Genomic DNA, 18,199 nt, shown 5'->3' with positions numbered 1-18,199 from the left:
TGGGAGCGGGCTTGCCCGCGATAGGGCCGGCACTGACGTCGCGATCAGAGAATCGACAGCGGGTAGTCGACGATCACCCGGAACTCGTTGACATCCCCTTCGGCCTGGTCGGCATTGCCCCGGTGGATCGCCTCGCGCAAGCGCACCGACAGGTCCTTGGCCGGGCCGGACTGCACCACGTACTTGGCTTCGAGGTTGGTCTCATGATGCTTGCCATCCTCGCCATAGCCATAGCCCAGGTACTTGCTGTCAGAGGCCATCTTGCTGCCGTCGATGCCATGGCCGTTGACGTAGCGGGCCATGAAGCTCAACCCCGGCACGCCGAAGGTGTTCATGTCCAGGTCGTAGCGCACCTGCCATGACTTTTCCTCCGGGCCGTTGAAGTCCGAGTACTGGATGGAGTTGGCCAGGAAGATTCCGTCACCGGTGTCTCCCGGGCCGTTGATGCCGAAGGCGACGTAGTCGAACGGGGTGTCGCCGTGCACTTTCTGGTAGGCCAGGGTGATGGTGTGCGCCGAGAGGAAGTTGTACGCGGTGGAGAACGACCAGGTGGTGTTGTTGATCGAGCCGGCGTCGGCGCGGCCATCGTCGTTGGTGCGGTAGAGGTTGAAGTCGAAGTTCAGCGACTGGTCGTCGGCCAGCGCCAGGATGTAGTTGGCGTTGCCGTAGTACTGGCGCCAGATGTCCTGCAGCTTGGAGCCATACAGCGACACCGACAGGGCGTCGTTGACCGCGTATTTGCCGCCTATGTAGTCGATGCTGTCGGCCTGGATGTTGGCGTAGGAGGCCCACAGGCCATGGTCGCCATTGGTGGTGACCGGGCCGTTGCCACCAGTGAAGTGGCCCGCCTCCAGGTCCAGCCCCTTGATCTCGCTGCTGAGCAGGTTGAAGCCAGTGGCCGTTTGCGGCAGCAGCCGTGTACCGCCGGCAGCGAACACCGGCGCGGTGGGTTGCAGGTCGCCCCAGCGCAGTTCGGTCTTGGAGATACGCAGCTTCAATGCGCCCCCGGCGCGGCCATAGTCGTCTTCGGGGGCGCCGTTGTCCCTGACGGGCAGGTTGCCGGTGCCGGAGGTGCCCTTGCCGCCGTCGAGCTTGACTGCCAGGTGGCCGAACGCTTCGACGCCAAAGCCCACGGTGCCCTGGGTGAAGCCGGAGCTGTAGTTGAGGATGAAGCCTTGGGTCCAGTCGCGGCGATCCGGGCCTTGCGACTTGCCATCACGGTTGAAGTAGTAGTTGCGCAGGCGTGCGTTCAGCTCGCTGCCTTCGAAGAATCCCTTGGCTTCGGACTGGCTCGAAACGGCTTCGGCGAATGCGGCTTGCAACGGCGCGCACAGTAGCGCCGCGCTCAGCATGGAGAGTCGCAATGGCGACATGTCATACCCCTTGGTTGGAATTGTTGAGGCAGGTGTCTGAATAAAGGAATGTAATTGTTGTAAGGGTGCAGCCGGTATTGATGCCGGGCTACTAGTAACAAATGCCGCGCCGCGCATGCCATTTCGTTTCGTTGATAATCGAAATCACGGTTTTTGATTGCAGTATCGAGTGGCCAAGGGGTTAAAGTCGGCCCCGATAAAGTATTCGTGCACTCAGGACATCCCCCGTGCTAGAGCACCTCCTGGGTGGGCTCCACTTTATCGCCCTTTGGTTGTTTGCCGCCTGATCTCAGGCGGCTTTTTTATGCCTGGTATTTAATGATCTGTGGCGAAGAGCCATCTTTTCGCGCATTGATTTCAGTGCGCCTGGAAGGGCAGGGGGCAACTTTCCTGGCGCTGAAACAACAAGGCCGGTGACAAAAAATGTCACCGGCCTTGTTGTTTGCCGCAGGCGTTATATCAGTTGATCACGCCACCGCTTCGCGCCGGCTGCTGGCAACCTGGGTGTGGCGCAGTGTCGGCAGCAGGAAGGCGATCGACAGCAGGCAGGCACCGACCAGCAGCACGAAGCCGCCGTCCCAGCCGAAGTGGTCGACGGTGAAGCCCATCGCGGCACTGGCTGCGACCGAGCCGCCCAGGTAGCCGAACAAACCGGTGAACCCGGCAGCGGTGCCGGCGGCTTTCTTCGGCGCCAGTTCCAGCGCCTGCAGGCCGATCAGCATCACCGGGCCGTAGATCAGGAAGCCGATGGAGAACAGCGCGATCATGTCGACAGTGGGGTTGCCCGGTGGGTTGAGCCAGTACACCAGGGTGGCGACGGTGACCAGGGCCATGAACACGATGCCGGTCAGGCCGCGGTTGCCACGGAAGATCTTGTCCGACATCCAGCCGCACAGCAGGGTGCCGGGGATGCCTGCCCACTCGTAGAAGAAGTAGGCCCAGGAGGTCTTGTCGACGGTGAAGTGCTTGGCTTCCTTGAGGTAGGTCGGCGCCCAGTCGAGCACGCCGTAGCGCAGCAGGTAGACGAAGACGTTGGCCAGGGCGATGTACCAGAGCATCTTGTTGCGCAGCACGTACTTGACGAAGATCTGCTTGGCGCTGAATTCCTGTTCGTGGCTGGCGTCGTAGCCTTCGGGGTAGTCGTTCTTGTATTCCTCGATCGGCGGCAGGCCCACCGATTGCGGGGTGTCGCGCATGGTAACGAAGGCGAATACGGCCACCAGCACGGCCACGGCGGCCGGTACATAGAAGGCGGCATGCCAGTCGTTGGTCCAGCCCAGGCCGAGGATGAACAGCGGGCCAATCAGGCCGCCACCCACGTTATGTGCCACGTTCCACACCGACACCACGCCGCCGCGCTCTTTCTGCGACCACCAATGCACCATGGTCCGCCCGCTCGGCGGCCAGCCCATGCCCTGGGCCCAGCCGTTGATGAACAGCAGGATGAACATGATGGTGACGCTGGAGGTGGCCCAGTGTGCGAATCCGAACACGAACATCACCGCTGCCGACACCAGCAGGCCGAAAGGCAGGAAGTAACGGGGGTTGGAGCGGTCGGACACCAGGCCCATGAGGAACTTGGACAGGCCGTAGGCAATGGCGATGGCCGAGATGGCCAGGCCGAGCTGACCGCGGGTGTAGCCTTCCTCGTCGATCAGGTAAGGCATGGCCAGGGAGAAGTTCTTGCGCAGCAGGTAATAGCCTGCATAACCGAAGAAGATGCCGGCGAAGATCTGCCAGCGCAGGCGGCGATAGGTACTGTCGACCTGTTCAGCGGGCAGCGGCGCCCGGTGCACGGCGGGGCGGAAGAAGGCAAACATCGGGGTACTCCAACGTTGTTGTTTTATCTGCGAAAGCGAATATTACATTTTCGTTACAGAAAAAAATATCGCTTTCAGAGGCTGGAGTGTTGCTTTGCGAACGTTCCGTCAGATCGTGATCAGGGGCGGGGTCTGGCTGTTGGGGTGGCGATGTCGCTGCGTTTGCTGGAGGCATCGGTGGTGGTGCTGGGCGGGGTAGGCTTGGCGGTTTCGGGCCATGGCGGGTGCGATTCAAAACATCAAGGCCAGCCATCCCCCTTTGGGGGCGGGCTGGCCTTGATTTAGCGCATCACTGATTACGCGTCACCCGCCACACGGTATTGGCCAGGTCGTCGGCGATGATCAGCGCGCCTTTCGGATCCACTGTCACCCCCACCGGGCGGCCGCGGGTCTTGCCATCCTCACCCCGAAAACCGGTAGCGAAGTCGATTGGCTCACCCGCTGGCTTGCCATTGCTGAACGGCACGAAGATCACCTTGTAGCCGACAGGATTGGGTCGGTTCCAGCTGCCGTGCTCGCCCACGAATACACCGTTGGCGAACTTTTCGCCCATCGCCGGCAGAGAGAAATCCACGCCCAGTGCGGCGACGTGCGAACCCAGGCTGTAGTCCGGCTTGATCGCGGCGGCGACTTTCTCCGGATTCTGCGGTTGCGCGCGGGTATCGACGTTCTGCCCCCAGTAGCTCCAGGGCCATCCGTAGAAGGCGCCTTCGCGCACCGAGGTCAGGTAGTCGGGCACCAGGTCCGGCCCCAACTCGTCACGTTCGTTGACCACCGCCCACAGTTGCCCCGAATCAGGCTGGATGGTCAGCGCCGTCGGGTTGCGCAGGCCGGTGGCGTAGGGCTTGTGCGCGCCGGTCTGGGCGTCGATCTGCCAGACCATCGCGCGGTCGATCTCCACTTCCATGCCGCGCTCGGTGATGTTGCTGTTCGAGCCGATGCCCACATACAGGTAGCGACCGTCCGGGCTGATGGTCAGCGCCTTGGTCCAATGGTGGTTGATCGCCGAGGGCAGCTCGGTAAGCGTGGTCGGCGGGCCATCGGCCTTGGTCTGGCCGTCCTGGTAATCGAAGCGCACCAGGGCATCCTGGTTGGCCACGTACAGCTTGCCATCGGCAAACGCCAGGCCGTAAGGGGCGTTGAGGTTGTCGGCGAACACTGTCTGCACTTCGTAGCGGCCGTCGCCATCGGCATCGCGCAGCAGCGTGAGGCGGTTGCCGCTTTTGACCTGGGTGTTGCCCTTGGCCTTGATCTGGCTGGCGATCACATCCTTGGGCTTGAGCTTGGCGGCATTGCCGCCACGGCCTTCTGCCACGATGATGTCGCCGTTGGGCAGGATCAGGGTCTGGCGCGGGATCTTCAGGTCGGTAGCGATGGCCGTGATGCTGTAGCCGTCCGGCACCTTGGGTTTCTGCTCGCCCCACAGTGCCGGTTCGGCGATCTTCATGCTCGGCAGCAGGCCACGTTCGGGGGCCGGAAGTTTCGGGTCGGGGCCGCGGGCCTGGGTGGCATCGCCGTCACCACCGCAGGCGGCCAGCAGCAGGCTCATGCTCAGGATCGACAGGGCAAGAGGCGTCTTCATGCGGCACCTCCCGAGCGCAGGTTGGTCAGGCCGACCCAGGTGGCGATGCAGGCCAGCACGCTGACGATCACCGACAGCACCAGCCCCGAGGGCATGACCGCCCAGGCGTCCTTGGCATGTTCGAAGGCGTTGACCAGCCCCAGCAGCCAGGTCACCACCAACAGCAGCACGTACAGCACCGGGCGACCGGCCTTGCGCTCGGCGCGCACCAGATTGGCCAGTGCGAACAGCACGGCCAGGCCGCAGAACAGCAGCCCTCCGGCGATCAGCCAGGCGGCGAAGTTGCTCCACTGGATCTGGAAGGTCTGGTAGTAGGCGATGTCACTGATCAATGCCCCGAGAAACAGCGGCACGGTGCCGGCCAGCAGGGTCGCATGCAGCGGCCCGGGCGTGCACCGGTAGGGGTCGTGGACGGTCGTGGTCATGGCGGCTCCTTGTCGTTGGCGATGAAAGCCAGCGCGTTTACGCTGGCTGCGCCTAGGGAAGGATCACGCCGCAGGTCGGTTGGTTCAGTGCAATTTCGCGCTCAAGTATTTGGTTCGTGCAGCAAGTCCCCGTTCCGGTCCAGGTGATAGCGCTGAAGATCGCGCGCCAGGATCAAGCTGCCGTCGTAGTGGGCCTGGGCTTCGGCGTGGAGATCATCGATGCACGGGCTGCGCCGTGGATCGCCCTGGTAACGGGCGCTGAAGTGAGTCAACACCAGGTTCTTGACCCCAGCCGATTGGGCGAATTTCGCCACCGCCTCGGCACTGCTGTGTCCGAAGCTGATGCCGGTGCGCTCGATCAGTGGCTGGGTGAAGGTCGCTTCGTGCACCAGTACATCCGCGCCCTTGGCAACTTCTGCCAACAGCTCGGGGCGATCGTTGTCGCCACAGACGATGACCCGTCGCGCCGGTCGGGAGGGGCGCAGGTAGTGCCGTGGATAGAGCCTGCGGCCCTCGTGAACCACGGCAATGCCCTTTGCCAGCTCGCCCCACAGCGGGCCGCGCGGGATGCCGTCGGCCTCCAGGCGCGGGATGTCCAGGCGCGGCTCGGGATTGATCTCGGTGAACACATAACCACGGCTCGGGACTCGGTGGGACAGCTCGACCGCATTGACCTGCAGGCTGGCGTTGCTCCAGTTGCCGAAGGTTTCGGCAGCGTGCAGGCACAGCTCGAAGGGCAGGTAGGTGTCGCTGACCGAAAGGCTCTGGCGCACCCAGTCGTGCAGGACAGTTGGCAGGATCAGCTCGAGTGGCTTGCTGCGCCCGGACATACCGGCGCTGGCCAGCAGACCGGGCAGACCGAAGCAGTGGTCGCCATGCACGTGGGTGATGAAGATCGCGCGAAGGTCGCGGACCGACAACGGCGTGTGCAGGAGCTGGTGCTGGGTGGCCTCGCCGCAATCGACCAAATACCAGCCGCTGCCGCTGGTGTCGATGACGGCCGTGGCGCTGACATTGCGCGCCTTGGTAGGCGCCCCGGCGCTGGTGCCCAGAAACAGCAGGTCCATGTGAAATGCTTCCAGAGAGTGTTGGCCCATTCTAAGGCGCGACACGCCTGTGGGCACAACTCGCGGTAGGCAGTGTGTCAGGCAAAGCTGCCGGTCTGCACCTCGCCACTGCGTCGGTAATGGGCGAGCAGTACCCCGCGTGGCGAGCTCAAGGACTCGACCAGGCTCAAGGCCGCCGGTTGCGCGTTGTCTGCGAACAGCCGTTTGCCGTGCCCGAGCATCACCGGGTTGATCAACAGGCGCAGCTCGTCCACCAATCCGGCTGCCAACAGTTGCTGCACCAGTTCGGCGCTGCCTTGGGTGAGCAGTGCCGGGCCGTCCTGCTGCTTGAGCGCGCGCACGGCCTGGATCACGTCAGCGCCCAAGGCGCGGCTGTTTTGCCAGTCGAGGGTGTCGGGGTGATGGGTGGCGACGTGCTTGGGCACCTTGTTGAACAGCTCGGCCATGGGCGTGTTGTCCGAATCCGCACCGACCTTGGGCCAGTAGTCGGCAAAGATGTCGTAGGTCCGCCGCCCCAGCAGCAACTCGAAAGGCTGGCTGAACAGCGCTTGCATGACATGGCCAAAGGTTTCGTCGGCGTAGGGTACGAGCCAGCCGCCGAAACCGAAGCCTTGGCTGGTGTCTTCCTGCGGGCCGCCGGGTGCTTGCATGACGCCGTCCAGGCTGACGAACGCGGCAACGATGAGTGTGCGCATGGGTATGTCCTCGCGAGGGGTGTTCGGGGCAGTGGAAGAATAGGTCACTGCGGTGCCTGAACATTGGTCGAACGGGCAGGGCGCGAATCGACAGCCTGTTCTTTACCACTGGCAATCAGTCCCGCCTTTGGCACAAGCATCGCCTTGCAGGTGCGTTATAGTCCGGCGCGTGAACCCTTTCCCCACAGGAGTGCCGCCCGTGACCGAGTACACCGCGTTCAAGGTCGAACTGACCGACAACATCGCCCATGTGCAGATCAATCGCCCGGAAAAAATCAACGCGATGAACGCTGCCTTCTGGGAGGAAATCGTAGAGATCTTCCAGTGGGTCGACGACACCGAGGCGGTGCGTGCGGTGGTTGTCAGTGGCGCGGGCAAGCATTTTTCCTCGGGGATCGACCTGATGATGCTGGCCTCGCTGGCCGGACAGATGGGCAAGGACGCCGGCCGCAATGCGCGCCTGCTGCGCCGTACCATCCTGCGTCTGCAAAGCTCGTTCACGGCTGTCGACAAATGCCGCAAGCCGGTGCTGGCGGCGATCCAGGGCTATTGCATCGGCGGTGCCATCGACCTGGTGTCGGCCTGCGACATGCGCTATTGCAGCGCCGATGCGCAGTTCTCGATCAAGGAAATCGACATGGGCATGGCCGCCGATGTCGGCACCCTGCAACGTTTGCCACGTATCATCGGCGACGGCATGATGCGTGAGCTGGCCTACACCGGGCGTATGATCGATGCCAACGAGGCGTTGCGCATCGGCCTGGTCAACCGGGTGTATGACGACCAGGCGGCATTGCTCGACGGAGTCTTTGCCATCGCCCGGGAAATTGCAGGAAAATCGCCCATCGCCGTGGCCGGTACCAAGGAAATGATCAGCTACATGCGCGACCATCGTATCGACGATGGCCTGCAGTACATCGCCACCTGGAACGCTGCCATGCTGCAGTCAGAAGACCTGCGGGTCGCGGTGGCGGCCCATATGAACAAACAGAAACCGACGTTCGCCGACTGACCTCCTGACGGCGTACGCGCCTGAAGAGAGCCGAACATGTCAGCACGCTGGACTACCGCAGTACTCGACCCGCAGACCGCTGGCGGCCTGGCCGTCGCCCGCAGCCCTGCGGGGTTCCTGGTGGATGACAACGGTGCGTTGTTCCCGCGTGACTGGCTCAAGCGCCAGGAGCTGGACGTGCTCTGCGAGCACGGTATCGGTCATTTCGACGGCGAGCCGGTGTTCCTCCTGGAGCTGCGCACTGCCAGCGAACTGCCGGGCATGAGCTGGCGCGGCCTGCGCCAGTTCATGCTCGAAGGCGACTTCGACACCTACAAGCTGCTGGGTTATGCCGCACAGATCGGCACCTGGGCGCGCGAGCATCGTTTCTGCGGCAGTTGCGGCCAGCCGATGACGCAGATCCGCTGGGAGCGGGCGATGTACTGCCAGGCCTGCGACCTGCGCAGCTACCCGCGCATCTCGCCCAGCATGATCGTGCTGGTGACCCGTGGCGACGAAATCCTGCTGGCGCGTTCACCGCGCTTCGTCACCGGGGTGTACAGCACCCTGGCCGGCTTTGCCGAACCGGGCGAGTCGGCTGAGGATTGCCTGGTGCGCGAAGTGCGCGAGGAAGTGGCGGTGCAGGTCAAGAACATCCAGTACGTGGGCAGCCAGTGCTGGCCGTTCCCGCATTCGATGATGCTGGGCTTCCACGCCGAGTACGCGGGCGGCGAGATCGTCATGCAGCCTGACGAGATCGAGGATGCCCAGTGGTTCAGCGTACACGACCTGCCGCCATTGCCCGCTGGGCGCTCCATCGCCCGTTACCTGATCGACCTGTACGTGGCGCGGCGGCTGGGGTTGGCGGAGCCGGTGCTGCCGACCTGACTCAGCCCTCAGGCCTGGCCGAACCAATGCTGCCAGGCCAGGCGCACGGTCAGTGCCAGCACCACGGTGATGAACACCGGGCGAATGAACTTGCTGCCGCCGCTGATCGCGGTGCGGGCGCCGAAGAACGCGCCGATCATCACCGACACGCCCATGGCCAGGCCGACGATATAGTCCACTTGCCCGGAAATCACGAACACCGTCAGCGCCGCGATGTTGCTGACGAAGTTCATGCTGCGCGCCACACCACTGGCACGTACCAGGTCGATGGGGTAGAGCAGCAGTGTGCTTACCGTCCAGAACGCACCCGTGCCGGGGCCTGCCACGCCGTCGTAGAAACCTAGGCTGAAACCCTGGGGGAACTGCCATTTTTTCCTGATCGGTGCATCGGCATCCAGCGGCGCCTTGGGGGTGCCGCCGAATAGCAGGTACAGGCCACAGGCGAAGACGATCACCGGCAGCATCTTGTTCAGCCATTCGGCGGGCATGTAGTGGGCGATCACCGCGCCGATCAGCGCGCCGCTCAGGGTGCCGACGATTGCCAGGCGCCACCGGGCCGGGTGGAACAACTTGCGCCGGTAGTAGGTGAACCCGGCGGTGGCCGAGCCGAAGGTCGAGCTGAGCTTGTTGGTGCCCAGCACCAGGTGCGGCGGCATGCCGGCGGTGAGCAGGGCGGGGGTGGTGAGCAGGCCACCACCACCGGCAATGGCATCGATGAAACCGGCGACGAAGGCCACTGCGGCGAGGATCAGCAGGATAAGCGGTTCTACGGTGAGTTCGAAGGGCATGGGACGGCTTTCAGGCTGCAGGCGAGGGCGCGGCAAAAGGTCGCGCCAGAGGCTGCACATGGTAGCCCTCGGGGCGCGCCCTTGCCAGCGTGCTCGGGCGTCCGTTGCTTCTAGCCCTGCGCAAACAACTCGCTGATCACCCGGCGCAACCACACACTGCGTGGCGCCTGCTGGAAGCGTGCGTGCCAGAACTGCTTGAGGTCGTAGCAGGGGATCTCTACCGGCGGCTCGACGATCTGCACGTTCACGGTATCCAGGTACAGGTTGGCCACGGTGCGCGGCAGTACCACCACCAGGTCGGACTGCTCGATGATCGAGGGCACGCTCATGTAGTGCGAGGTCTCGAGCACGATGTTGCGCTTGATCCCCGCTTCGTTCAGGTGCGCCTCGAACATCTCCTGGCGGCGGCAGCCGACGCGCACCTGCAGGTGCTCCATGCGGGCGAAATCCTCGAGCGCCAGGCGCTCGCGGGCCAGTGGGTGACCGCGGCGCAGCATGCAGGTGAGGTCGTGGGAGAACAGCCGTTGCTGGTAGATGTTGGGGGCCGTGAGGTCGGGGAAGTAACCGAGCACGGCATCGACCTTGCCGTCATGCAGGCTGTCGGTGAGCGCATCGGGCGCCAGGCTGAGCGTGCGCAGGCGAACGCGTGGCGCGAGCTGGCGCAGCTTCTGGAACAACGGCGGCAGGAACACCACCTCGCCGATCTCGCTCAGGCAGAACACGAACTCGTCTTCGGCGATGGCGGGGTCGAAGGTCGGGCTGCTGAGGATGTCACGGTCGATGATTTCGATGACTTCGCGGGTGCGCTCGATGATGCCCTGGGCTCGTGGCGTGGCCTCCATGCCGGCACCGGAGCGGATGAACAGCGGATCCTGCAGCGAATGGCGCAGACGGGCGAGGGCGGCGCTGGCGGCGGGCTGGCTGATGCCCAGCTGTTTCGCCGCAGCGGTGACGTTGCCGGTTTCGTAGACGGCCAGCAGGACGCGTAGCAGATTGAGGTCGGTGCGCATCTCTATAATCAAATCAAATAGTGCGAATAAAGAGAATTAGCTTCTGCGATTAAGCGCCGGTTGCGAGGATGAGTCCAGACAAAAATAAAACCAAGGGACTCCACCCATGATCAACCTGCACGATATCCGCTACGTGCGCCTGGGGACCGCCAACCTGGACGACGCACGCCGCTACGCGACGCAGATCCTCGGTTTGCAGGTGGCCCGCGAGGCCAACGGTGCGGTGTATTTTCGCTCCGACAGCCGCGACCACACACTGTGCTACTACGAGGGCGACCCGCGTGAAACCACCACCGCCTTCGAGGTCACCAGCAGCGATGAGCTGGAGCACGCTGCCGTGCTGCTCGAGCGCAATGCCTTCAAGGTGGTGCATGGCTCACGTGAAGACGCCGAGGTGCGCCACGTCAACGAGCTGATCCGCTTCAAGGACCACAGCGGCAACAACATCGAACTGGTGCTGCGCCCCCATGCCAGCTGGCCGGCTGAAGCGCCTCCCGCGCGCTCCTGGTCCCTGATCGAACACCAGCGCCCGCTTCCTGACAGAAGCGGCGTCGGGCGCGGCTTGCCTGCGCCCGGTGTTCGGCGCTGCACATAACAACAAGAAACGAGGAACACACAGTATGTCTTGCAAACGGTCTTCTTCCGTTCCCGGGCTGATCGCCCTGGCGCTGGCCCCCCTGACCACCCAGGCCGCCGGCCTGATCGAGGATTCACGCGCGCGCCTGGAAATGCGCAACATCTACTTTAACCAGGACAATCGCAGCGGCAGCGCCAACCCGTCCAAGCAGGAGGAGTGGGGCCAGGGCTTTCTGTTCGACTTCACTTCCGGCTACACCGAGGGCGCCGTCGGTGTCGGTGTCGATGCCCTGGGCATGCTTGGCATCCGTCTGGATTCGGGCAAGGGCACCCACTACAACCCGCAGAGTACCAATCGCGGTGGCCTGGCGTTTCCCACCGACAGCGATGGTCGTGCGGTCGATGAGTTCAGCACCCTGGGCGTGACCGGCAAGCTGCGCGTTGCCAAGACCGAGGCGCGGCTCGGCACGTTGCGTCCGAAGATGCCGGTGCTGACGCTCAACGACGGTCGCCTGTTGCCGGAAACCTTCGAAGGCCTGCAGATCACCTCGCGCGACCTGGACAACTTCACCTTCACCGGCGGGCAGATCCAGCGGGTCAAGAGCCGCAACTCGTCGAACAACGAAGGCATGGCGATCGCCGGGGCGGGCGGGCCGTCGGGCAAGCGCAGCAATGCGTTCAACTTCTTCGGCGTCGACTACGCCGTGAGCCGCGACCTGACCTTGCAGTACTACTACGGCGAGCTTGAGGACTTCTACCGCCAGCACTTTGTCGGCCTGGTGCACCAACTGGCATTGCCGGTGGGCAGCCTCAAGACCGACCTGCGCTACTTCGACAGTGGGCCGTCGGGGCGCAACGGCAGTGTGGCCGGGCGCGCCGAGGGCTATCGCAGTGCCGGTTTCGGCAATAACGGCAAAGTCGACAACCAGGCGTTCGCCGGGTTGTTCACCTACAGCCTCGGCGGTCATGGATTCAGCCTGGGTTACCAGCAGCTCGAAGGCGACAGCGATTTCCCCTTCGTCAACCAGGGCGATGGCTCGGCCACCTACCTGATCACCGACCGCCAGACCGGCGCGCGTTTCCAGAAAGCCGGGGAGCGGACCTGGGTGGCGCAGCACACCTACAACTTCGCCGCTGTCGGCATTCCGGGCCTGACGACGCTGCTGGCCTACCAGCGCGGCGACAACATCAAGTCGGCGCAGGGCGACCAGCATGAATGGGAACGCGATTTCTGGGTGACCTATGCCGTGCAGGGCGAGACCTTCAAGGGCCTGTCGTTCTCCTGGCGCAACGCCAGCTTGCGCAGCACCTACGCCAACCAGCGTGACCTGGACGAGAACCGTCTCTACATCACCTACAGCTTGCCGTTGTTCTGAAGCACAGCCGACCGCTTCGCGGCCCCATCGCAGCAAGCCCGCGCCTGTGAGGGCGGGTTTGCCTGCAAGGGGCCGGCACCGTCAACCCCTATCATCGACTTCGAGACTCCCCATGACCCACTGGCTCGGCAACCTGGGCATCAAGCTCAAACTGGCGCTGGGCTTTGCCCTGGTGCTGGCCCTCACTGTGGTCCTCGCGCTGCAGAGCGGGTCCAGCCTGGTCAAGTTGATCGGCAGCAGCGATCACCTGGAAGACATCGCGCAACAGACCAACCTGCTGGCCTTGAATGCCGCCATCGAGGCGGCACGGGCAGGGGAGGCGGGGCGTGGTTTTGCCGTGGTGGCCGACGAGGTGCGCAGCCTCGCCCAGCGTACACAGCAGTCCACCGAGGAAATCGAAGCGCTGGTCGAGGGCCTGCGCAGTGGTGCCGAACAGGCGGCTACGATCATGGATGCCGGGCGTGGCTTGACCGAGCGCAGTGTCGAGCTTACGCGTCAGGCCGGGGTGGCGCTGGGCAGCATCACCCAGGCGGTGTCGAGCATTCAGGGGATGAACCAGCAGATTGCTGCTGCCGCCGAACAGCAGAGCCTGGTGGCCGAGGAGATCAGCCAGCAATGTGCTGGGTGTGCGCCAGGTGTGTGAGCAGACGGCAGCGGCCAGTGAAGAAACAGCGGCCTCGAGCGCCGAGCTGGCGCGGTTGGGGGAGCAGTTGCAGGAGATGGTCGAGCGGTTCGTGGTGTGATTGCGGGTAAGCCGCGCCTCCCCACCTTAGCTGTGGTCAACGCCGGCAAGGGCGATGGTCGTCCGGGCCTCAGGCGCAGCACGGCAGGAGGGCCAGCGGAACCCTGGCATGATGCACTTCGCTGCCCGAGCATTCACGCGCGATCACCGCCAGTGCTACAGTCGCTTCTTTTTTGCCCCGAGGATGGAACATGCGAGCACTACTGCCGATGGCTGCAGCCCTGATGTTGATTGGCTGCGCTTCGTCGACCATGGAGGCCGCGCGCAACGGCCAGCCGAGCGCGCGCCTCGACTCGCAGAAAGCGCCGGAGCTGGTGGCCCAGTGCATCCAGTTCAGTTGGCAGGAAGAGTCGCGCTTCGGCGTTGACGCCAGTGGTTACCTGGAAACGCGCAAGGGCGGTGGCTTGACGGTGTACACCCGCGAGGCGGAGTCCTTCGTTGACGTCTACCCGCAGGCCGGCGGGACCCGGGTCGATTACTACGCCCGCAAGAACGACATGGTTGCACTGCAGCGCAAGGCTGCGGCGGCGACCTGCCTGTGAGTCAGCGTGGCATGTAGCGCAACTGCCAACGCCGTGGAATCTTCCACGAGACCACGGCAAGCAGCAGGGCGGTCAGCGCGCTGGCCAGCAGTGCCGCACGCTCGAAGCGCTGTTCCAGCAACACCCCCAACACCGCCCCGATGAACATGCCGCTCCAGGGCACCAGTTGCACGCGCCACCCGAGCCGTTGTTGACCCAACAGGCTGCGGCCCAAGCCGCGACCGAAACGCGACAGCGCGCCGGTGACGTAGGTCAGCCCGATCGGCAGGCCGTTCACTTCCTCGACCACCGCATTGATCATGCCCATCGCGGTCACCGCCGCCAGTAGCGCGAGCAGTTGCATGGGCTCTGGCACCATGCCGGCGACCGCCAGCAGCAGGGCGATCACACCCAGCAACGGCCAGTGGCGCCGACCGCTTCTGGCGGCAACGATCACCCCCAGTGCGTTGCCCAGCACGAACGCCGCGATCACCAGCGCCAGGCGCAGCACCGGCCCCAGCTCGGCGCTGCCCAGCGAGGCCGCCAGGCGCGTGGTGTTGCCGCTCATGAACGAAACGAAATCGCCGGTGGCCATGAAACCGATGGCATCGGTCATGCCGGCGAGTACCGACAAGGCGGCAACGAAGTACAACCCCACCGTGCCGCGGCGCTGTACCCGCTGTTGACGCTGGCTGTCGAGTGACGCAGTTCCCGGTAGCATCGCAGCTCTCTCCCTGAATCAGCCCAACCGCCCCTCGGCTTGCAGGGTCAGCTTGTGGTGTTCGAGCAATGCCTGGAAGCGGAAGGCAAAGCTGTTTTCAACCATGGGGCGGTTCCTGGAAGCGGGCCGGAAGCGCGAGTATACCCGAGCCGTAAACTACAGGTTGACGGGCAAATGCGGTTTTTTCTCATCCGGGTACTCCTCGCATCTTTCATAAATTGATATGTTATTACATGAAATTTAGGAGCGTCGTTGATGAAACTTTCCCCCGCCCGGCTCTGCCTGGGTTTTTCCCTGTCTGTGTTCGGCCTGCCCGGCAGTGCTGCCGAACCTGTAATACTCGAGGCCCTGACCGTCAGCGACAGTCATCTGCAGGAGCGCGCGGACGGCCCGGTGCAGGGCTACCGCGCCACCCGCTCGAGCACCGCGACGCGCACCGATACCGATGTGCGCGACACGCCGCAGAGCATCGCCGTGGTGCCCAGCCAGGTGCTTGAAGACCTCAACAGCACGCGCATCGACCGTGCCCTGGACTTTGCCGGTGGCGTCACCCGGCAGAACAACTTCGGTGGCTTGACCTTCCTCAACTACAGCGTGCGCGGTTTCACCACCGGTGAGTTGTACAAGAACGGCTTTGCCATCAACCGCGGCAGCTACAGTGCACCGGACACCTCGACCATCGAGCGCATCGAAGTGCTCAAGGGCCCGGCCGCCAGCCTCTACGGGCGCGGCGATCCGGGCGGCCTGGTCAATATCGTCAGCAAGCGTCCGCAGGAAGAGGCGTTCACGCGCCTGAAGGCCAGCGCCGGGACCTGGGATCGCTACCGCGGCAGCCTGGACGTCAACACGCCGCTGGACGAGGAGGGGCGCCTGCTGTCGCGCATCAACCTGGCAGTGGAGGACAACGGCAGCTTCCGTGATCACGTCGACAGCCGCCGACAGATCGTCAGCCCCTCGCTTATCTGGCAACTCGACCCTGACACGCGCCTGTTGCTGGATGCCGAGTTCTCGCGCACCGAATCGGTGTTCGACCGGGGCATTCCTGCGGTCAACAATCAGTTGGGTTCAGTGAAGCGCTCGACCTTTCTCGGCGAGCCCAACGACGGCCACATTCGCAACGACAACCAGACCCTTGACCTGGCCCTGGAACGTCACCTGAACGACAACTGGAAACTGCGCCTGGCCAACCACTACACCCAGGGCCATCTGCGCGGCAACAGTTCGGAGCCGTCGCGGGTAGTCGGCCAGACGATCAGCCGTTTCTACCGCGAGCGCAATTTCGAGTGGAACGACAACATCACCCAGGCCGAACTGCACGGGCAGTTCGATTTTCTCGGCTGGCAGCACCAGAGCCTGATCGGCCTGGAGTACGAGAACTACCGCAACAGCCAGAAATACCCACAGAGCGCCACGTCGCTCGGCTACGGGCTGGACATCTACCAGCCGGTCTACGGGCAGCCCAAGCCGCCGCTGATCAACCCCAACGACTTCTTCGAACGCACCGAAAGCCAGGCCCTCAACCTGCAAGATCAGATCATCTTCGACGAGCGTTGGCGTGGCCTGCTCGGTGTGCGCCTGGAGCGGGTCGAGCAGACTGCGCTGAACCGTGCCACCGGGGTAAGCAACAGCCAGGTCAAGGAAGTCGCAACACCGCGTGTGGGGCTGTTGTATCAATGGACGCCCGAAGTTGGGGTGTTCGCCAATGCCTCCACCTCGTTCAAACCCAACGCCATCGGCACCCAGGGCCAGGTGTACAAGCCTGAGAAAGGGCTGGGCTATGAGACAGGTCTGAAGCTCGACCTGTTCGACAGTCGGCTCGGTGCGACTGTCGCGTTGTTCAGCATCGACAAGGAAAACGTCGTCACCACCGATGCCTTCGGTGAAAGCATCGCTGCTGGCAAGGCGCGCAGCCAGGGGCTGGACGTGCAGTTCAGCGGGCAGCTCACCGAGGCCGTGCGGGTGATCGGTGCCTATGCCTACATCGATGCCGAGGTCACCAAGGGCGATGCAGCACTGCCCAAGGGCAGCGACCTGTTGGGCATTCCACGGCACAGCGGCAGCCTGATGGTGGTGCACGAGTTCCAGAATGGCTGGCTGCGGGGCTCGGATGTCGGCGCCTCGGCCAACTACGTGGGCGAGCGTTCCGGGCAGGCGGGTGGCGACCTGCGCTTGCCGGCGTACAGCACGCTGGACTTGCTGGCGCACTACAAGGCCAGCGAGCAGTTGAGTTTCGGGGTGAACCTGAACAACGTCTTCGACCGCAAGTACTACGAGCGCGGCTACAACGCGGCGTGGAACATGCCGGGCGAACCGCGCAACCTGAGTGTGAGCATGAGTTTGTCGCTGTGACCTGAGGGACCGCACAGCGGTCCCAACCTCATCAACCTTGACGCATCCACTCCGGGCAGCGGTCCTCGAACGAATGCCCGGTCGGCACCAGCTGCTCGTCCTCGATCTCATCGAAACACCCCAGCAGCAACGCCACCGTTGGCGCATCGTCAATTGCCCCGATCGAACTGCCGCAGCACCGGCAGAACGCCCGACTGGAATAATCCGAAGAGCGCCAGGTGTCGGGTGCTCCGCCAGCACCCACCCAGCGCACCCGCGCACGATCGAATTCCACCCAGCTCGCCACCAGTGCCCCGGTATGCTGCTGACACCAGCGGCACGAGCAGTGGTGGGGATTGCCCGTCGGCCCATCTGCCTCGAAGCGGATCGCACCGCACAGGCAGCCGCCCTTGTAGGTCTTCATTCTGTCGCTCTCTCCTTGAATGGCAGGTTGTCGGCCTGCACCCTGGCCGGTTAACGTGGCGGTTTTCCGCACAGGGAAGTGTCCATGAATCCGTCACTGGAACTCAACCGCGCCAATTGGGACGAGCGGGCGCCGTTGCACGCCGCCTCGCCGGGCTATGAAGTCGAATGCTTCGTGCAGTCTGCCACGCATCTTTCGGAAGTCGTGCGCTTCGACCTGCCGCGCCTGGGCAATATCCAAGGCCTCAAGACCTTGCACCTGCAATGCCATATCGGCACCGACACCTTGTCGCTCGCGCGCCTGGGCGCGCAGGTCAGCGGGCTGGATTTTTCGCCGGCATCGCTGGCGCAGGCGCGGTTGCTGGCCGAGCGTTGTGGCGTGGAGATCGACTATGTCGAGGCGGACGTCTACCGCGCCAGCGAGGTGCTGCCCAAGGCGAGCTATGACTTGATCTACACCGGGATCGGCGCCCTGTGCTGGCTGCCGGACATCCAGCGCTGGGCGCAGAACGTCGCGGCGTTGCTCAAGCCGGGAGGGCGGCTGTTCCTGCGTGAGGGCCATCCTATGCTGTGGACGCTCGACGAAACCCACGCCGATCGCCTGCAGGTCGACTTTCCGTACTTCGAGCACGAGGCGCCGGTCATCTTCCACAGCGACCAGACCTACGTCGAAAGCGAGCATCGCCTGGCGCAGACCGAGACCCATTCCTGGAACCGCGGCCTCGGTGAAATCATCACGGCGCTGCTTGAGCAGGGCATGCAACTGACCGCCCTGGTCGAGCACCGGAGCATCCCGTGGGAGGCGTTGCCTGGGCAGATGCTCAAGGGCGAAGACGGCGAGTGGCGCCTGGCCGAGCGGCCCGAGCGCCTGCC

General features: G+C 64.0%; 17 protein-coding genes and 1 pseudogene. 8 read left to right on the top strand and 10 right to left on the bottom strand.

What is annotated here, in order from left to right; genetic code table 11:
• Nucleotides 1-44 precede the first annotated feature (44 nt).
• The 6 genes from HU729_RS20915 to HU729_RS20890 all read right to left on the bottom strand — a co-directional run bounded on the left by HU729_RS20915 (nt 45) and on the right by HU729_RS20890 (nt 6,962).
• On the bottom strand, nt 45-1,373 hold the full coding sequence (locus tag HU729_RS20915) for an OprD family porin (protein WP_186711432.1): 1,329 nt from the start codon (nt 1,371-1,373) through the stop codon (nt 45-47).
• Nucleotides 1,374-1,840: 467 nt separating this feature from the next.
• A complete protein-coding gene (gene glpT, locus HU729_RS20910; protein WP_186668874.1) occupies nt 1,841-3,193 on the bottom strand; it encodes a glycerol-3-phosphate transporter in 1,353 nt (450 codons plus the stop codon).
• A 289-nt stretch (nt 3,194-3,482) separates the two neighbouring features.
• On the bottom strand, nt 3,483-4,775 hold the full coding sequence (locus tag HU729_RS20905; RefSeq protein ID WP_186711431.1) for a sorbosone dehydrogenase family protein: 1,293 nt from the start codon (nt 4,773-4,775) through the stop codon (nt 3,483-3,485).
• Nucleotides 4,772-5,200: a DUF2231 domain-containing protein gene (locus HU729_RS20900; protein WP_065861821.1), complete on the bottom strand. Its 429-nt coding sequence runs from the start codon at nt 5,198-5,200 to the stop codon at nt 4,772-4,774. Before HU729_RS20900 ends, HU729_RS20905 begins: the two co-directional genes overlap by 4 nt.
• A 101-nt stretch (nt 5,201-5,301) precedes the next feature.
• Nucleotides 5,302-6,267 (bottom strand): MBL fold metallo-hydrolase, encoded by a 966-nt coding sequence (locus tag HU729_RS20895; protein WP_186711430.1) that lies wholly within the window; start codon nt 6,265-6,267, stop codon nt 5,302-5,304.
• 77 nt (nt 6,268-6,344) lie between these two features.
• Nucleotides 6,345-6,962, bottom strand: a complete 618-nt coding sequence (locus HU729_RS20890) for a dihydrofolate reductase family protein (RefSeq protein WP_186711429.1) — start codon at nt 6,960-6,962, stop codon at nt 6,345-6,347.
• Between the two features lie 199 nt (nt 6,963-7,161).
• On the opposite strand from HU729_RS20890, the gene HU729_RS20885 reads away from it, so the two are divergent.
• Nucleotides 7,162-7,974 carry a crotonase/enoyl-CoA hydratase family protein gene (locus tag HU729_RS20885; protein WP_186668879.1) on the top strand — a complete coding sequence of 271 codons (813 nt, stop codon included), beginning with the start codon at nt 7,162-7,164 and terminating at the stop codon, nt 7,972-7,974.
• A 36-nt stretch (nt 7,975-8,010) separates the two neighbouring features.
• Nucleotides 8,011-8,841, top strand: a complete 831-nt coding sequence (gene nudC / locus HU729_RS20880) for an NAD(+) diphosphatase (RefSeq protein WP_186668880.1) — start codon at nt 8,011-8,013, stop codon at nt 8,839-8,841.
• Between the two features lie 8 nt (nt 8,842-8,849).
• Here the strand turns inward: nudC and HU729_RS20875 are convergent, their stop codons facing one another.
• Both HU729_RS20875 and HU729_RS20870 read right to left on the bottom strand, forming a co-directional pair.
• Nucleotides 8,850-9,629, bottom strand: coding sequence for a TSUP family transporter (locus tag HU729_RS20875; RefSeq protein WP_186711428.1), 780 nt, complete (start codon nt 9,627-9,629; stop codon nt 8,850-8,852).
• 110 nt (nt 9,630-9,739) lie between these two features.
• The gene (locus HU729_RS20870; RefSeq protein WP_186711427.1) at nt 9,740-10,639 is read right to left on the bottom strand and encodes a LysR family transcriptional regulator; all 900 of its coding nucleotides are present in this window, start codon (nt 10,637-10,639) and stop codon (nt 9,740-9,742) included.
• A gap of 106 nt (nt 10,640-10,745) precedes the next feature.
• On the opposite strand from HU729_RS20870, the gene HU729_RS20865 reads away from it, so the two are divergent.
• The 4 genes and pseudogenes from HU729_RS20865 (at nt 10,746) to HU729_RS20850 (ending at nt 13,875) form a co-directional block, all read left to right on the top strand.
• A complete protein-coding gene (locus HU729_RS20865) occupies nt 10,746-11,234 on the top strand; it encodes a VOC family protein (RefSeq protein WP_186711426.1) in 489 nt (162 codons plus the stop codon).
• Nucleotides 11,235-11,259: 25 nt separating this feature from the next.
• On the top strand, nt 11,260-12,591 hold the full coding sequence (locus HU729_RS20860) for an OprD family porin (protein WP_186711425.1): 1,332 nt from the start codon (nt 11,260-11,262) through the stop codon (nt 12,589-12,591).
• 247 nt (nt 12,592-12,838) lie between these two features.
• Nucleotides 12,839-13,334 (top strand): annotated as a pseudogene (locus HU729_RS20855) (methyl-accepting chemotaxis protein); the annotation flags it as partial.
• Between the two features lie 190 nt (nt 13,335-13,524).
• Entirely contained in the window at nt 13,525-13,875 is a 351-nt protein-coding gene (locus HU729_RS20850) for a hypothetical protein (protein WP_186668884.1), read from the top strand.
• A gap of 1 nt (nt 13,876) precedes the next feature.
• Here HU729_RS20850 and HU729_RS20845 read toward each other — a convergent pair whose 3' ends face one another.
• Nucleotides 13,877-14,575: a YoaK family protein gene (locus HU729_RS20845; RefSeq protein ID WP_186711424.1), complete on the bottom strand. Its 699-nt coding sequence runs from the start codon at nt 14,573-14,575 to the stop codon at nt 13,877-13,879.
• A gap of 255 nt (nt 14,576-14,830) precedes the next feature.
• On the opposite strand from HU729_RS20845, the gene HU729_RS20840 reads away from it, so the two are divergent.
• A complete protein-coding gene (locus HU729_RS20840) occupies nt 14,831-16,924 on the top strand; it encodes a TonB-dependent receptor (protein WP_186668886.1) in 2,094 nt (697 codons plus the stop codon).
• Between the two features lie 31 nt (nt 16,925-16,955).
• On the opposite strand, the gene HU729_RS20835 is transcribed toward HU729_RS20840, so the two are convergent.
• Nucleotides 16,956-17,327 carry a GFA family protein gene (locus HU729_RS20835; RefSeq protein WP_186711423.1) on the bottom strand — a complete coding sequence of 124 codons (372 nt, stop codon included), beginning with the start codon at nt 17,325-17,327 and terminating at the stop codon, nt 16,956-16,958.
• Between the two features lie 84 nt (nt 17,328-17,411).
• Here HU729_RS20835 and HU729_RS20830 point away from each other — a divergent pair.
• Nucleotides 17,412-18,199, top strand: a 788-nt coding sequence (locus HU729_RS20830; RefSeq protein ID WP_186711422.1) for a class I SAM-dependent methyltransferase, incomplete at its 3' end; no start/stop codon positions are given.

Source organism: Pseudomonas sp. RW10S2 (assembly GCF_014268985.1).
Lineage (GTDB): Bacteria > Pseudomonadota > Gammaproteobacteria > Pseudomonadales > Pseudomonadaceae > Aquipseudomonas > Aquipseudomonas wayambapalatensis.
Note: the sequence above shows the minus strand (reverse complement) of the source record. Positions and strands in the feature narration are given on the sequence as shown.

What these genes read in the sequence shown, in the direction of transcription:
- HU729_RS20915 (WP_186711432.1), bottom strand. Translation starts at nt 1,373, where the DNA reads ATGTCGCCATTGCGACTCTCCATGCTGAGCGCGGCGCTACTGTGCGCG.
- glpT (WP_186668874.1), bottom strand. Translation starts at nt 3,193, where the DNA reads ATGTTTGCCTTCTTCCGCCCCGCCGTGCACCGGGCGCCGCTGCCCGCT.
- HU729_RS20905 (WP_186711431.1), bottom strand. Translation starts at nt 4,775, where the DNA reads ATGAAGACGCCTCTTGCCCTGTCGATCCTGAGCATGAGCCTGCTGCTG.
- HU729_RS20900 (WP_065861821.1), bottom strand. Translation starts at nt 5,200, where the DNA reads ATGACCACGACCGTCCACGACCCCTACCGGTGCACGCCCGGGCCGCTG.
- HU729_RS20895 (WP_186711430.1), bottom strand. Translation starts at nt 6,267, where the DNA reads ATGGACCTGCTGTTTCTGGGCACCAGCGCCGGGGCGCCTACCAAGGCG.
- HU729_RS20890 (WP_186711429.1), bottom strand. Translation starts at nt 6,962, where the DNA reads ATGCGCACACTCATCGTTGCCGCGTTCGTCAGCCTGGACGGCGTCATG.
- nudC (WP_186668880.1), top strand. Translation starts at nt 8,011, where the DNA reads ATGTCAGCACGCTGGACTACCGCAGTACTCGACCCGCAGACCGCTGGC.
- HU729_RS20875 (WP_186711428.1), bottom strand. Translation starts at nt 9,629, where the DNA reads ATGCCCTTCGAACTCACCGTAGAACCGCTTATCCTGCTGATCCTCGCC.
- HU729_RS20870 (WP_186711427.1), bottom strand. Translation starts at nt 10,639, where the DNA reads ATGCGCACCGACCTCAATCTGCTACGCGTCCTGCTGGCCGTCTACGAA.
- HU729_RS20865 (WP_186711426.1), top strand. Translation starts at nt 10,746, where the DNA reads ATGATCAACCTGCACGATATCCGCTACGTGCGCCTGGGGACCGCCAAC.
- HU729_RS20860 (WP_186711425.1), top strand. Translation starts at nt 11,260, where the DNA reads ATGTCTTGCAAACGGTCTTCTTCCGTTCCCGGGCTGATCGCCCTGGCG.
- HU729_RS20850 (WP_186668884.1), top strand. Translation starts at nt 13,525, where the DNA reads ATGCGAGCACTACTGCCGATGGCTGCAGCCCTGATGTTGATTGGCTGC.
- HU729_RS20845 (WP_186711424.1), bottom strand. Translation starts at nt 14,575, where the DNA reads ATGCTACCGGGAACTGCGTCACTCGACAGCCAGCGTCAACAGCGGGTA.
- HU729_RS20840 (WP_186668886.1), top strand. Translation starts at nt 14,831, where the DNA reads ATGAAACTTTCCCCCGCCCGGCTCTGCCTGGGTTTTTCCCTGTCTGTG.
- HU729_RS20835 (WP_186711423.1), bottom strand. Translation starts at nt 17,327, where the DNA reads ATGAAGACCTACAAGGGCGGCTGCCTGTGCGGTGCGATCCGCTTCGAG.